Raw genomic sequence first — 13286 nt, 5'->3', positions numbered from 1 at the left:
CGGGGTGAGTTCGCAGCTGCCCGCCCGCGGCGTCCTGCTGTCGCCGGCGGAGATCGACGCCCTCGACGCCCGGTGGTCGTCCTGCTGGACCCCGGCTGAGGTGGCCCGGCACCTGACCGGCACGACGACACCGTGGTACGTGGCGGCGGGCTGGGCACTCGACCTGTTCCACGGCAGGCAGACACGCGATCATGGGGACGTCGAGATCGCCGTTCCGGCCGCGCGGTTCGCCGACGTTCGTGGCCGGCTGCCCGGGTACGTGTTCGACGCGGTGGGCAACGGCCGGATCTGGGAGAATGCCACGGAGGGCGAGATCGCGGGCACCCACCAGACGTGGCTGCGCGACCCCGCGACCGGGGACTATCTGCTGGACGTGTTCCGCGAACCCCACGACGGCGACACGTGGATCTGCCGTCGCGACGAGACGGTCCGGTTCCCGTACCGCGACATCATCCACCACACGGCTGACGGCATCCCCTACCTGGCCCCGGAACTGGTCCTGCTGTTCAAGGCGAAACACGCGCGCCGCAAGGACCAGGCCGACTTCACCGCGGCCGTTCCGCGCCTGTCCCCGGCGCAGCGTGCCACGCTGTCCGAGCTGTTGGCCCGGGTGCACCCGGGCCATCGCTGGCTGTCCGACCTGTAGCGGCGGTCCTTCGCGGCCCCGGTGCCCGAGCCGACCTCGCACGGCGTTTCCCGCCGAACCGCACCTGGCACGGCGTTTCCCGCCGAGCCGCACCTCGCGCGGCGTTTCCCGCCGAGCCGCGGTCGATGGTCGGCCACACGCCACCGCCGCATGTCGCGCCTCGCGTCGAGCGACAGTCAAGGGCCGGCCACACGTCGCAGGTCACGTCGAGCTGGGGGTGGTCGAGCAGTGGTTGAAGGCGGTCGCACCCTGTACTTCGCGTTGAGCTGGGCTTGAAGGTCAGTCGCGCGTCGCGTCCCTCCCGCCTAGCCATGATCAACGGCCGGTCGGTCGCGCCTGCCTGCCGTACGTCGTTGTTCGGCCTCGAGTGTTCAGCCGTCGTCCAGGGCTGGACGATCGTTGTCGGGAGCTGTAGTCGACGACCATTGCTGTCCGCAGTGCCGTCTGGCGTGAGTCGTCGATGGATTGCCGCCGGTGTTCGGGTTGCCCGGCCGTCGCCAGCGGTCGTATGGCGTCGGCTGGGCGGCCGTGGGCTGGGTGGCCGTGGCCGTGGGCTGGGCAGCCGTGGGCTGGGCGGGGTCGTCGGTGAGGGCCGAGTTTGTCGGGGGTCACGGGGGTGACGGTTGCTCGAGGGGCCGTAGACGACGGCCGACTCGCCCCTGCCGTCGTTGGCGGCTGAGGTGAGCATCCAGGGCAGCCGTGGCCGACGGCTCAGCCGGCTGAGCCGTCGGCCACGGTCCATCTGAGACCCGCAACCGACCATGGGCTACGGCTGGGTAGCCCGGAGCCGTCGTTGACGGTCGGTTGATGAGCGGAAAGCAACCGTGGGGGACGGCTGGCAGGTCAGAGCCGTTGTCTATGGTCATCCCGCTGCCCGCTGCCCGCTGCCCGCTGCCCGCTGCCCGCTGCCCGCTGCCCGCTGCCCGCTGCCCGCTGCCCGCTGCCCGCTGCCCGCTGCCCGCTGCCCGCTGCCCGCTGCCCGCTGCCCGCTGCCCGCCGCCCGCCGCCCGGTAGGACCGTGGATGACGGCTGAGCTGGTCGGGAACTGACGGTCAGGACGGAGTCTTGGCCGTCGACAGCTCACGGGTGGACTCTGCGGCTTCGGCAGGCCGGGTGGTCGACCGTCGGCAGGGGCGCCACGTTGTCCTTCCCCAGACTCGGCGCGTCTCGTGAGGCGAGCCGGGGCTGAGTCGGGGCTGAGCCGGGGCCGAGTCGGAGCTGAGTCGGAGCTGAGCCAGAAATCAGCCTTTGACGGTCACGGGCTCGGGTGCTTTTTGCGGCGAGGTGGGATATGCCTGTGCGGCTCATATCCGAATACGAAGGAATGCGCTGAATATGCGACAGCCCCGAAGCGATCTATGACTATGCGGCGGCTTTGATGGCGGCAGTGAAGTCGGGAGTGACGCCGATCTGGGCGAGCAACACGTTCGCCGAGTTGTAGCAGTCGAACCTCTCGATTCTTCCCTCGCGGAGGAACCAGAAGTCGGCGGTCGGCACGTCGATCCGGTTGCCGGTCGGCGGGATCTCGCCGACCGGGGTCGGGAACCCGCCGCGGTGTGTTCCCTGGATGCGGAGCTCGACCACGACCACGTCGCCGATCGCGTGCACCCCGAGCAGCTCGCGGTGGATGTCGGGGAAGACGGCGGCCAATCCTGTCAGCGCCTGCGGGATCTGGTCACCGCGGAAGGTAATCGCATTCGGAATGTCGTTGAACGTTCCGTCCTCGGTGAAAAGGGCGCGGAAACCGTTGCTGTCGAGGATGTCGCCCTCGGCCAGTCGGTAGGCTTCACGAACGATCTCTTCGTTGCTTTTCATCGCTAGTTTCCTCGATTCCGGGCATGCTGAAGGAAGGGATGACGAAAGTCGATTCTCACGCCATTTCCGCAGCGCGGCGTGCCCAGCAAAACTAGCAGGTTCTTGACCGTATGGTCAAGAACCTGAGGGGCGCCGTGCGCGACGGCTGGGAATCGGTAGCCATCGCGCACGGCCGTATCAGGGGTGAAGGTTGCTCAGGAGGCGTAGGTCTCGAACTCGGCCACCCGCGGCGTCGACGACGAGCTGGTGATGTCGAACGTGACCTTGGTCAGGGACGCGGCGGTGAAGCTGATCGTGCCCGCGCCCGAACCGGTGGCCAGGACCGCGCCCGTGTCGGTGTTCAGCAGGCGCCAGGAGCCGATCGTGCCGCTGGTGCCGGACGGTTCACGGATCACCACGCGGGAGATGCGGGTGGCCGTGGACCACTTGATGGAGATCTGTCCGGTCGCCGCGGTGGGTGACCAGTATGTGGTCAGGCTGCCGTCGCGGACGTCACCGTAGCTGGTGCCGCTCGCCTTGGACGAGCCGTCCGATCCGGCACCGATGCTCAGGTTCGTACCGCTGGTGGCGGTCGGTGTCGGCGAGGCGGAACCGGTGGGGGAGGCCGAGCCGGTGGGGGAGGCGGACCCGGTCGGGGAGGTCGACGGCGACGAGGTGGTGGTCGCGCAGGTGCCCGTCGACGTCTTCAGGCCGGTGTTCGCCCCGGCCGTCTGGGCGACGACCGTCGGGACGCAGGAGGCGTTGTCCAGGGTGTACGCGTACGGGATGCTGACCGTCGTGTTCGACACCGGGTTCGGGCCGGCCGGGTTGTTCTCGCTGCCCGGCGACGACCAGGTCACGTTGTCGAAGATGTTGCCGCTGACCTGCCAGTATCCGGCTTCGCTGGTGTAGAACGTGCCGAGCACGTCCTTCGAGTTCTGGAAGTAGTTGTTGTCGACTTTGGCGCGGCCGCCGGCCCGGGAGTTGATGCCCGACTCGTTCAGGCTCACGTAGTGGTTGTTGTAGATGTGCGCGATGCCGCCGCGCAGCAACGGCGTACGCGAGTCGATGTTCTCGTATTTGTTGTGGTGGAACGTGATGTAGCCGTTGGCGGTGTCGGTCTCGCTGGAGCCGATCAGGCCGCCGCGGCCGGAGTTGCGCAGGATCGCGTAGGAGAGCGTGACGTACTGGACGTTGTCCTTGACGTCGAACAGGCCGTCGTATCCCTCGTCCTCGCCGCCGGACGCCTCCAGGGTCACGTGGTCGACCCAGACGTTGCGGACCGTGCTCTCCATGCCGATCGCGTCGCCGCCGTTGGAGATCGGTGAGCCGGACTTCTTCACGTTCCGCACGGTCACGTTCTGGATGATGATGTTGCTGGAGTCGCGGACGTGGATGCCCAGCTGGTCGAAGATCGCGCCGGTGCCCACCCCGATGATGGTGACGTTGCTGATCTCCTTGAGCTCGATCTTGTCGGCGGCGGTGTTGCAGCTGTCGCCGGAGACCTTGGTGGTGTTGCCGTGGTTGATCGTGCCCTGCACCTCGATGGTGATCGGGGTGCTGCTGCTGGCCCGGGTGCACAGTGCCTGGTGGATCTGGGTGCCGGTGGTGGCCCGGACGGTGGTGCCGCCCGCGCCGCCGGTGGTGCCGCCGTTCGCCGACGCGTAGCCGGTGGCGGTGCCGACGGCCAGCGCGGGCTGGGGGGTGGCCGCGGCGATCGTGATGGCGGCCGCTGCGGCGGCCGCGCCGATGCCTGCTGACAGTCGCAGTGCGACCGATCGTTTCATGTTCGCCTCACCTGTCCTTGTCGTGGCATCCGCCGGCACCGATCCGGTGGCAGTCGTGACCTGGCGTCGACAGAAGGATGCTGCGGGAAAGCGCTTTCCTCGGATCAGGTTAGAGTGACGTTCGTGGATGTAACAAGAAAGCCGGAACTTATGAAGACAATGAACTCGCCAACTGTTCCAGACCCAGCGAGCCCACCTCCAGCGCCCGCCGGTGGAACGCCCGCCGATCACCGGGGAACGCGGACCGGCCGGCCAGCCACACCCGCTCACCGACCTTGTAGGTCAATGCCTGCGCCGGCCGGCCCAGGTAACGCGCCAGCTCCGAAGACGCATATTCGCCCTGGTGGCAGCGGTCCCGCAGCAGCCGCAGCGCGTCGTCGGGCGACCACTGTCCCCGGTGCAGGCCGATGTCCAGGACGACCCGGGCAGCCCGCAGCAACTGCATGAACAGATAACCCAGGCGGGCCCCCGGCTGGTCGAGGAGGCCGAGCTCGTCCATCAGTCGTTCGGCGTACAGCGCCCAGCCCTCCTGGCAGCCCGCCAACCCGCCGAGCAGGTTCAGCCGCTGACCGATCCCGCCTCGGCACACCTCGGCGCCGATCTGCAGGTGATGTCCGGGAACGCCCTCGTGGTAGACCGTGCTGTAGGCGATCCAGGTGGGGAAACTCGTCTGCCCCTCGGGAAGGTTCCACCAGACCCGGCCGGGTCTGGTCAGATCACGCGACGGCCCGGTGTAGGCGATGCCGCCCGTGGTGGTCACCCGCGACTCGAGCTGCCGCAGCGGCGCCGGAATGTCGAAATGGGTGCCGTCCAGCCGCTCGATCGTGGACTCCAGCAGCTCCTGCAGCCATCCGCCGAACGCCTCCCGGCCGTGCACGGTGCCCGGAGCGTCCGGGGCGTCCAGCCGGTCCAGCACCTCCGGCACGGTCCCGCCCAGCGCCTTCGCCTCGGCGATCAGCTCCGCCTCGATCGCGGTGAACTCGTCCCAGCCCCAGTCGTACAGCTCGTCCAGATCCGGTTCGGCGCCGAGGAACGTCCGCACCCAGAGCCCGTACCGGTGCGCCCCGAAAGCCTCCGCGCTGCGCGCCCGCGGTGCCAGGTCAGCGGTCAGGATCCCGCTCATCTTCTGGTACGCGTGAGCGGCGTCCGCGGCGGCCGCCTCGAGCGACGCCCGCTGTGGGCCGTCGCCGTACCGTCGGACCAGCGCGATGTCGTCGCCGGCCCAGGTGCGGCAGCGTTGCGTCACCAGCTCGACCTGGCGTCGGGTCGGGAGGTTACCGCGGTCGGCGGCGAGCAGCAGACTCTGCGCGTACCCCGCAAGGGCCGAAGGAATCGCGGCCTGGCGCGCGCGGACCCGGGCCCAGCCGTCCTCGAAGGCCGCGCCCCCGGTGTCGCGGCCGGGCACCGCCGCCTCGACGGCCTGACGGATGAGCGCGAACGGCCCGGTGGCGGCGGCGTGCAACTCCCGCAGATCCTCGCCGGCCTCGTGGAAGGCGACACGGGTGCGCAGCCGCTCGGTGAGATGCGCGTGCAGCGGGCCGGTCGTGGGGAGTTCCGCCAGGTCACGCAGTGTGCGGGCGGCGAGGTCGGCGCGGGCCTGATGGCCGTCCGGGCTGTAGTCGGTGAGCCCGTCGACCTCCTGCTCGCCGGCCTCGACCACGGCCGTGCACGGGTCGAGGCGAGCCATGTCACGAAGGAAACGGTCGGTGAGGTCTTCAATCACCCGCAGGAGTGTAGGTGGCTCGTCCGCCCCGCGGCGGACACGGCAGAGGTCCGGTACGGGGAGACCGCGCAGCCCGGCGGCGGTCCGTGATCTGGTGTTTGAGCGCTTAAGCGAATTTCGGCGGATATATTTCTCATATGTTCAAGAAGCGGGACGTTCGGCTCGTGACCGCTGTCGACCGCGGACATCTGCCCTTCCTGGCGGTGCTGGTGGAGAGCCTCGGACGCTCCCAGCGCTCCGGGCGGCCCGTGACGCTGACCGTGCTGCACACCGGAGTGTCCGAGACGGATCGGGACCAGGTCGCCGTGGCGGCCGGACCGGTCGAACTGCGGTGGCAGGACGTGACGCGGCGCGACCCGGACGACCTGGTGGCCCGGCCGCACTACTTCCGGTGCCTGCTGCCGTCGGTGCTGACCGACCGCCGGGTGATCTATTTAGATGCGGACACTCTGGTACGCGCGGATCTCGGCCGGCTCTGGGACCTCGACCTGCGGGGCGCCCCGGTCGGTGCGGTCAACGACCCGCTGGGTGCGGACGGCACCTTCGACGCGGGTGTCATGCTGATCGACCTGGAGGCGTGGCGGGCGGTGGACGCCGGTCGGTCGGCGGTGCAGCACTGCTCGATGGCCGCCGCGGATCTGATCGCCTCCGGTCGCTGGTCGACGCACGAGCAGTACGGGCTGAACGTGGTCTTCCAGCAGCGATGGCGGCGGATCGACGACGAGTGGAACTACTTCACGTTCCGCCCGTACCGGTTGGCGGCCGTGCTCCACTTCGCGGGTAATGGGCGGCCGGGTTCCCGGTACTGCGATCCGCGCTGGACGGCCGAGTTCGCCGCGGCGGTGGACCGGACGCCGTGGCACGGCTGGCGTCCGGAAACGACCATGGCGGCGGTCAGCTGACCCCGATTCCGTTCGCGGAGTGGGCCGGAACCTCGTCTCAGATCTCGTCGAGGGCGGTCCGGCCCAGGGCGGCCAGGAGGTCCGGCGTGCCGGGGCCGATGACCAGCGCGTGCCGGAACGCGACCGTGCGGCCGTCGGCGACGGTGATCTCGGTCGACGGGTTGACGTCGTCTCCGACGCGTACCAGACCTGGCCCGTCCCAGTCTCCGGCTTCGACGCCGGCGTCTGCTCGGCGGCGGCGCGGGCCACTCGTGGCGGCGTCGAAACTGTACGAACGGCCGGACACATTGGTCAGCGTGCTCTCGAACAGCAGGATCCACCGGTCGTCGTCCGCCAGCCGCGCGGTCAGCGCCCGCCACTCGTCGAGCACCGGCCGGCCGTCCGGATCGCCCCAGTCCAGCCGGTGCGCGGCGGTCACCGTGCGGCCGCCGGTGGACAGTTCGGTGAGGGCACGCCGCCCGGTCGACGGCCGGAGCCTCGGGTGCCGGCGGATGGCCGGGGGAGTCCAGCGCACCCCGTACGGCGTGATCATGTCGCCGGACAGCGAGCGGACCGGATGCAGGGCCGGCTCCGACGTGTAGGTGTAGGTGAACAGCGGCGACGATCCGGACAGGACGGTCACGGAGCGGCCGAACTCGTGATGCACCCGAAGGTCGTCGGTGGCGGCGTACACGGCCGGCCAGGTCAGGGTGTCGCTTCGCATGATCTGGTCGGTCTCCTCACGCAGGGGTCCGGCCCGCGCGATCCCTCGCTGCCGGGCCGAACCGAACACATTCAGACGGGAACCATCACGTTTGCTCAGAGTCAACGCCGACGCATCGGCCCCGTCAAATACGTGTGGGTAACGGCTCCATAACGCGGAAGCGGTTCCGGGCCCCGCCGCACACCCGACAAGACCAAACATCCGGGGTACGAGCGGAAGCGGGCTTCACCCGGCCCCTGGGGACGGGTTTACGGTCGACGTGGGTCCGGTGGCGGCCGGAGGGCGCAACCGGTGACGCCGACGTCCGGCAGAGCGGCGCCGCGGCACCGGGGAACGGCGAAATAATCACCTGTTCGAGTGAGCATCTTTTCGCCGGAGCCGGGCAGACCTCCACGCACACCTGTCGGGATGGAGGAGACCGTGGCCGGACGAACCGTCCAGGACTACATCGTGGTGAAGGAGCCGGACGAGGCGATCGCCGCCCTGGCCGACGGCGACACGGCCGTCCTCGCCGGAGGGCAGAGCCTGGTCCTCGACCTGGCCCGCCGCGCCAACCAGCCGGCGAGGCTGGTCGACATCAACCGGGTGGCGGCGTTCGACTCGCTCGCCGAGACCGGCACCGGCTGGCGGATCGGGCCACTCGTGCGGCACCGGACGTTCGAGACGGAGGCGGTCGGTGGGCGGCTGGGTGTACTGCTGCGCCGGATCGTCCGGCACATCGGGCATCCGCCGATCCGGGCGCGGGGCACGATGCTGGGCAGTCTGGCCTATGCGCATCCGGCCGCCGAGTGGACCGTGCTGGCGGCGATGCTCGGCGCCCGGCTCGAACTCGCCGGACCGGACGGGATCCGCCCGGTGGCGGCCGGCGACTTCTTCACCGGCCCGTTCAGCACCGTCCGGCGACCCGACGAACTGCTGGCCGGCCTGCACCTCGACGCGTTGCCACCCCGGACCGGCACCGGCTACGCCGAGGTGCGTGGCCCCCGGGCCGTCTACGCCGAAACCGCGGCGATGGCGGCGGTCACCGTCGCCGACGGCGTGGTGGTGAACGCGGCGATCGGCCTGGTGAACGCCGGCCCCTGCCCGGTCCGCGCACGGGCCGCCGAACGTGCGCTGATCGGCGGCCCGTTCCGCGACCGGGCGATCACGACGGCCGCGGAACGGGCCGCCGAGGAGGACGCGACGTTCCTGCACCTGCCGGCGGCCGACCGGCCCCACCTGCGCCTGCTGCTGCGCGCCATGACCCGGCGGGCGCTCACCCAGGCGCGGGAGGAGGCGTGATGCGGGTGCACCTGACCCTTGACCGGATCCCGGTCGCCGTCGACGTCAGCCTCACGACGCCCCTGGTCACGGTGGTTCGAGGCGAGCCCGCGTGCACCGACGGCGCCTGCGGCGACTGCACGGTCCTGATCGACGGCGAGTCGGCGCACGCCTGCACCGTGCTGACGGTGCAGTGCGACGGAGCTCAGGTCCACACAGCCCCGTCAGGCCGTCTGCCCGCGGCCCCGCCCGGGTCGGCCGGTCCGGCAGCGGTCTCACCCGGGTCGGCCGACCCGGCAGCTGCTCCGCCCGCGGCCGACCCGGCACCGGGCTCACCCGGGTCGGCCCGTCCGGCTTCACCCGTCGACGGTCATGTCCGACTGGATCCGTCTGCCGGGAGCTGTGAGCGTTCGGTTCCGTCCGGCGGTGGTCACGTCGGAGCTGGTCGGCCCGCCGAGGACCGGGTCGCTGTGGTTTCTCCTGACAAAGCGCGGGCGGTGTCGGTCCCGCCCGGCGAAGGTCTCTCGCCACCGAGCCGGCCTGATCCAGGCTGGGCCGCGTCGGCTCCACGCTCCGACCGTCGAGCCCGGTCGACTCCGCGTGCGGACAGCTGGGTTCCGCCGGACCATGCGCCGCAGGGCCGGTCCGTCTGACTCCTTGCCGTGGTTCGGCTTCCTCTGCTGTGTCCGGTCCCCTCGCCGTCTGTCCAGCTCCCTCTGCTGCGCCCGGTTACCCTCGCTGTCGGTCCGGCTCCCTCTGCCGCGTTCGGCTTCCGTGCTGCCTGCCCGGCTTCCTTGCAATGCGGGGATCCAGTCGGCTGCGAGTAGTCCGCCCTGACGATCGTCAACCTCCTGGCACCAGCGTTGAGAGGCGCCGCCGAGGAGTCGCGCTGAGAGACGTCTCCGGGTGATCCGAGAGACACCTCCGGATGACGCTGCGAGACGTCTCCGGATGACGCTGCGAGACGTCTCCGGATGACGCTGCGAGACACCTCCGGATGACGCTGCGAGACGCCTCCGGGTGACGCTGCGAGACGCCTTCGGGTGACAGGGTCGAGAAGCGCCACTCAGACGAGTCTTGCCATGCCGATCGAGTAGGGGGCGGTGTCGGTGAAGCCGTGGGCCAGGTACAACGCTCGGCCCGGCGGGTCCGCGAGCAGGTTGACGTAGGCGCCCGGAGGTGCGCTGCTGCGGATGTCGGCGAGCAGTGCGGCCATCACCGCCGCACCGAGGCCCCGGCGCTGGTGTTCGGGGAGGGTGGCCATGTCGACGATGTGGAAGTACCACCCGCCGTCGCCCAGGACACGCCCCATCGCCACCGGGGTCCCGCTGCTCTCCTCGACGACGTGTTTCGCCGCCCAGGACCCGCGGACCGCAGCCTCGGCCTGGTCGCGACGCCGCGGGCTCAGGCCGGACCGTTCCCGGATCACCAGGTAGTCGTCGACGGGCGGCGGCCCGTCGACGAGCCGGTAACCGTCGGCCACCGCGGGAGATGTCATGACCGGATCGTAGTCCGACCTTCACACCCCGATCGGAGGCGATGGCCGGGCCCGGTCACCACCACGTCGAGGTGCCGGGAGGGAAGCCCCGTGTCGAGAGGCTGTCACCCGGCCCGAGGAAGGCTCCGCGTCGAGAGGCTGTCGTCGGTCCGGGGAGGAAGGCGCCGTGTCGAGCGGCTTCACTCGGCCCGGAGTGGCTTGGCCAGCACCTGATCGGTGGTGGCGACCTCGGCCCGGAGTGGTTTGGCGTGCACCGTGGCCGCCGAGACGCCCCCGGCGACCAACACCAGCGCACCGGCCGTGACCACTGTGCTGACCCTACGGTGGAGAGTGGATTTCATGGCGAACCCCCGTTCGTTGGGCGAACGCTATCTCCCGTACCCGATGATCGGGGTCTTCTGTCCTTGATCTGCCGTCGCGAAACGGTGGAGCGCGCGGTGGCCGGGTGAATCTCGAGCGGGGCGGCCGCCGTAGCGTTCGATTCTCATCCATTGCAACGATCCGATGGGGATCGTTGCGTTGAGAATAGGACCGTTGCAACGATTGCACTGCTCTGAGCTGCTGAAACGGCAACTCCGTGGAAGATGTTCGTTTCGATATGGGAGAAGGCAACGTAGCGTTTCCTCTGTCAGAAAGAACTGCCGGCAAGAACTGCCGACAAGAACTGCCGACAAGAACTGATCGAAGGAGACGACAATGCAGACGTTCGCCACCCCCGCCCCGGTCGCCGCCGTTTTCGGCATCCCGGCCGGCCGGGTTCAGATCATCGCCGCGGAGCGGGCCGACACCGTCGTGGACGTCCGGCCTGCCGACGCCGGCAAGAGCCGGGACGTTCGGGCCGCCGAGCGGATCCAGGTCACCTTCCACGAGGGCGTGCTGCGGGTCGCCGCCGCCGAGCCGGCCAACCGGTTCCTCGGCTCGTCCGGTTCCGTCGAGGTGACCGTCCAGCTGCCGGCCGGCTCCCGTGTCGAGGCCACGACGGCTGCCGCGGACGTGCGCGGCGTCGGGCGCCTGGGCGACGTGACCGTCGACGTCGCCCAGGGCACGGTCAAGTTTGACGAGACCGCGGCCGCCCGGCTCACCCTGCAGGCCGGTGACATCACCGTCGGCCGGCTCGGCGGGCCCGCCGAGATCAGCACCCAGAAGGGCCACCTGCGCATCGACGAGGCGGTCACCGGCGCGGTGACGCTGAGCACCCAGCAGGGCGACATCACCGTCGGCACCGCCCCGGAGACGTCGGCCACGCTGGACGCGGGCACCGCCTACGGGCGGGTCCACAACGGCCTGCGCAACACCGTCGGCGCGTCCGCCGCACTGACCATCCGCGCCACCACCGCCCACGGGGACATCACGGCCCGCACCCGGTGACACGAGGCACCATCGCCGCCGGCGGCCGGAGCGCGGCGGCATCAAGGGAGCGCGGCGAAACGGTCCAGGGCGCGCAGCACATGATCGCGGGTCGTGGGGCTGCCCAGGTGGCCGGCGCTCTCCACCACGATCAGTTCCGAACCGGGCCAGGCCCGGTGCAACTCCCAGGCCGTGATGAGCGGACCGCCCATGTCGAGGCGCCCGTGGACGAGGACACCCGGGATGCCGGTCAGCCGGCCGGCATCCCGGAGCAGGGCGCCCTCGTCCAGCCAGGCGCCGTGCGCGAAGTAGCGTGCGCAGATCCGGACGAAGGCCTGCCGGGCGGCGGACGGCCGGTCGCTGTACGGGTTCGACGCGCCCCCGGTCTCCCCGGACAGGACGGCGTCCTCCCAGGCGCACCAGTCGGCGGTGGCCTTCTCCCGTACCCTCGCATCGGGGTCTTCGGAAAGCCGGGCGTAGGCACCGACGATGTCGCCGTCGCGGGGTGTGCCGGGTGCCGCGGCCAGGAAACGTTCCCACTGTTCGGGGAAGAAGCGGCCGACTCCCCGGTACAACCAGTCGATCTCGGAGCGGCGGGTCATCGTGACGGCCGCGATGACGATCTCGGAGACACGCTCGGGGTGCTGCTGCGCGTACGCGAGGATCAGCGTGGAACCCCAGGAGCCGCCGTGCAGCAGCCAGCGGTCGATGCCCAGGTGGTCGCGCAGCTGTTCCATGTCGGCGATCAGATGCCGGGTGGTGTTGTGGCGCATGTCGGTCGCCGGGTCCGCGGCGTGCGGGGTGCTCCGGCCGCATCCGCGTTGGTCGAACTGGACGATCCGGTAGCGGGCCGGGTCGAGGAGGCGGCGGGCGCCGGGGCTGCTGCCGGAACCGGGCCCACCGTGCACCACCAGGGCGGGCTTGCCGTCCGGGTTGCCGGAGGCCGTCCAGTGGACGGCGTTGCCGTCGCCGACGTCGAGCATGCCCGCGGCGTACGGTTCGATCGGAGGATAGATCTCAGTCACTGCTCAGTGTCGCACCCGGGGGAGTGGCCGGGTGACCCGGCCACTCCGTCCGGAAGCGGCTATTCCTCGGTGAGGTCGGCCGGCACGGTGTCCGGGACCGTCACGGCGCGATCCGCCGAACGGAAGACCAGTTTGGCCTTCTCGACCTTCTCCGGGTCGCCTTCGCAGTCGACCACGATGATCTGGCCGGGGCGCAGTTCGTTGAAGAGGATCTGCTCGGACAGGGTGTCCTCCAGCTCGCGCTGGATGGTCCGGCGCAGCGGGCGGGCGCCGAGGACCGGGTCGAAGCCCTTGGCCGCGAGGTATTTCTTGGCGGTGTCGGTCAGCTCGAGGCCCATGTCCTTGTTCTTGAGCTGGCCCTCGATCCGCGCGGTGAAGATGTCGACGATCTGCAGGATCTCGCTCTGCCGCAGCTGGTGGAAGACGATCGTGTCGTCGATGCGGTTGAGGAACTCCGGGCGGAAGTGCTGCTTGAGCTCGTCGTTGACCTTGATCTTCATCCGCTCGTACGACGACTCCTCGGCCTCGGAGGCCTGGAAGCCCAGCGACACGGCCTTGGCCACGTCACGGGTACCGAGGTTGGTCGTCAGGATGATGACCG

Annotated in this window: 13 protein-coding genes; 5 read left to right on the top strand and 8 right to left on the bottom strand. The window is 70.2% G+C overall.

Annotated features, from left to right (window positions below; translation table 11 throughout):
* Positions 1-4 precede the first annotated feature (4 nt).
* Both QSK32_RS36410 and QSK32_RS36405 read left to right on the top strand, forming a co-directional pair.
* Positions 5-646 carry a nucleotidyltransferase domain-containing protein gene (locus QSK32_RS36410; RefSeq protein WP_285474496.1) on the top strand — a complete coding sequence of 214 codons (642 nt, stop codon included), beginning with the start codon at positions 5-7 and terminating at the stop codon, positions 644-646.
* An 852-nt stretch (positions 647-1498) separates the two neighbouring features.
* Entirely contained in the window at positions 1499-1660 is a 162-nt protein-coding gene (locus QSK32_RS36405) for a hypothetical protein (RefSeq protein ID WP_285474495.1), read from the top strand.
* A 348-nt stretch (positions 1661-2008) separates the two neighbouring features.
* Here the strand turns inward: QSK32_RS36405 and QSK32_RS36400 are convergent, their stop codons facing one another.
* The 3 genes from QSK32_RS36400 to QSK32_RS36390 form a co-directional block, all read right to left on the bottom strand.
* A complete protein-coding gene (locus tag QSK32_RS36400; RefSeq protein ID WP_285474494.1) occupies positions 2009-2461 on the bottom strand; it encodes an ester cyclase in 453 nt (150 codons plus the stop codon).
* 194 nt (positions 2462-2655) lie between these two features.
* On the bottom strand, positions 2656-4227 hold the full coding sequence (locus QSK32_RS36395; RefSeq protein ID WP_045748297.1) for a pectate lyase family protein: 1572 nt from the start codon (positions 4225-4227) through the stop codon (positions 2656-2658).
* Positions 4228-4375: 148 nt separating this feature from the next.
* Positions 4376-5950, bottom strand: a complete 1575-nt coding sequence (locus QSK32_RS36390) for a DUF885 domain-containing protein (protein ID WP_285474493.1) — start codon at positions 5948-5950, stop codon at positions 4376-4378.
* Positions 5951-6087: 137 nt separating this feature from the next.
* Here QSK32_RS36390 and QSK32_RS36385 point away from each other — a divergent pair, with 137 nt between their 5' ends.
* Positions 6088-6852: a glycosyltransferase family 8 protein gene (locus QSK32_RS36385; RefSeq protein WP_045748295.1), complete on the top strand. Its 765-nt coding sequence runs from the start codon at positions 6088-6090 to the stop codon at positions 6850-6852.
* A gap of 37 nt (positions 6853-6889) precedes the next feature.
* On the opposite strand, the gene QSK32_RS36380 is transcribed toward QSK32_RS36385, so the two are convergent.
* A complete protein-coding gene (locus tag QSK32_RS36380; protein ID WP_285474492.1) occupies positions 6890-7555 on the bottom strand; it encodes a DUF6807 family protein in 666 nt (221 codons plus the stop codon).
* A 420-nt stretch (positions 7556-7975) separates the two neighbouring features.
* Between QSK32_RS36380 and QSK32_RS36375 the strand changes: the two genes are divergently transcribed.
* The gene (locus QSK32_RS36375) at positions 7976-8836 is read left to right on the top strand and encodes an FAD binding domain-containing protein (RefSeq protein WP_285474491.1); all 861 of its coding nucleotides are present in this window, start codon (positions 7976-7978) and stop codon (positions 8834-8836) included.
* Positions 8837-9881: 1045 nt separating this feature from the next.
* Here QSK32_RS36375 and QSK32_RS36370 read toward each other — a convergent pair.
* The gene (locus QSK32_RS36370) at positions 9882-10313 is read right to left on the bottom strand and encodes a GNAT family N-acetyltransferase (protein ID WP_285474490.1); all 432 of its coding nucleotides are present in this window, start codon (positions 10311-10313) and stop codon (positions 9882-9884) included.
* A 179-nt stretch (positions 10314-10492) separates the two neighbouring features.
* The gene (locus QSK32_RS36365; protein ID WP_281179165.1) at positions 10493-10621 is read right to left on the bottom strand and encodes a hypothetical protein; all 129 of its coding nucleotides are present in this window, start codon (positions 10619-10621) and stop codon (positions 10493-10495) included.
* Between the two features lie 388 nt (positions 10622-11009).
* Between QSK32_RS36365 and QSK32_RS36360 the strand changes: the two genes are divergently transcribed.
* On the top strand, positions 11010-11681 hold the full coding sequence (locus tag QSK32_RS36360) for a DUF4097 family beta strand repeat-containing protein (RefSeq protein WP_285474489.1): 672 nt from the start codon (positions 11010-11012) through the stop codon (positions 11679-11681).
* A gap of 41 nt (positions 11682-11722) precedes the next feature.
* Here the strand turns inward: QSK32_RS36360 and pip are convergent, their stop codons facing one another.
* Together pip and QSK32_RS36350 are read right to left on the bottom strand one after the other, a co-directional pair.
* The gene (gene pip / locus QSK32_RS36355; RefSeq protein ID WP_285474488.1) at positions 11723-12685 is read right to left on the bottom strand and encodes a prolyl aminopeptidase; all 963 of its coding nucleotides are present in this window, start codon (positions 12683-12685) and stop codon (positions 11723-11725) included.
* 59 nt (positions 12686-12744) lie between these two features.
* Positions 12745-13286 (bottom strand): ClpB D2-like domain containing protein (locus QSK32_RS36350; protein WP_285474487.1); only part of this gene is annotated, 542 nt, incomplete at its 5' end.

Source organism: Actinoplanes sp. NBRC 101535 (genome assembly GCF_030269225.1).
GTDB classification, from domain to species: domain Bacteria; phylum Actinomycetota; class Actinomycetes; order Mycobacteriales; family Micromonosporaceae; genus Actinoplanes; species Actinoplanes rectilineatus.
Note: the sequence above shows the minus strand (reverse complement) of the source record. Positions and strands in the feature narration are given on the sequence as shown.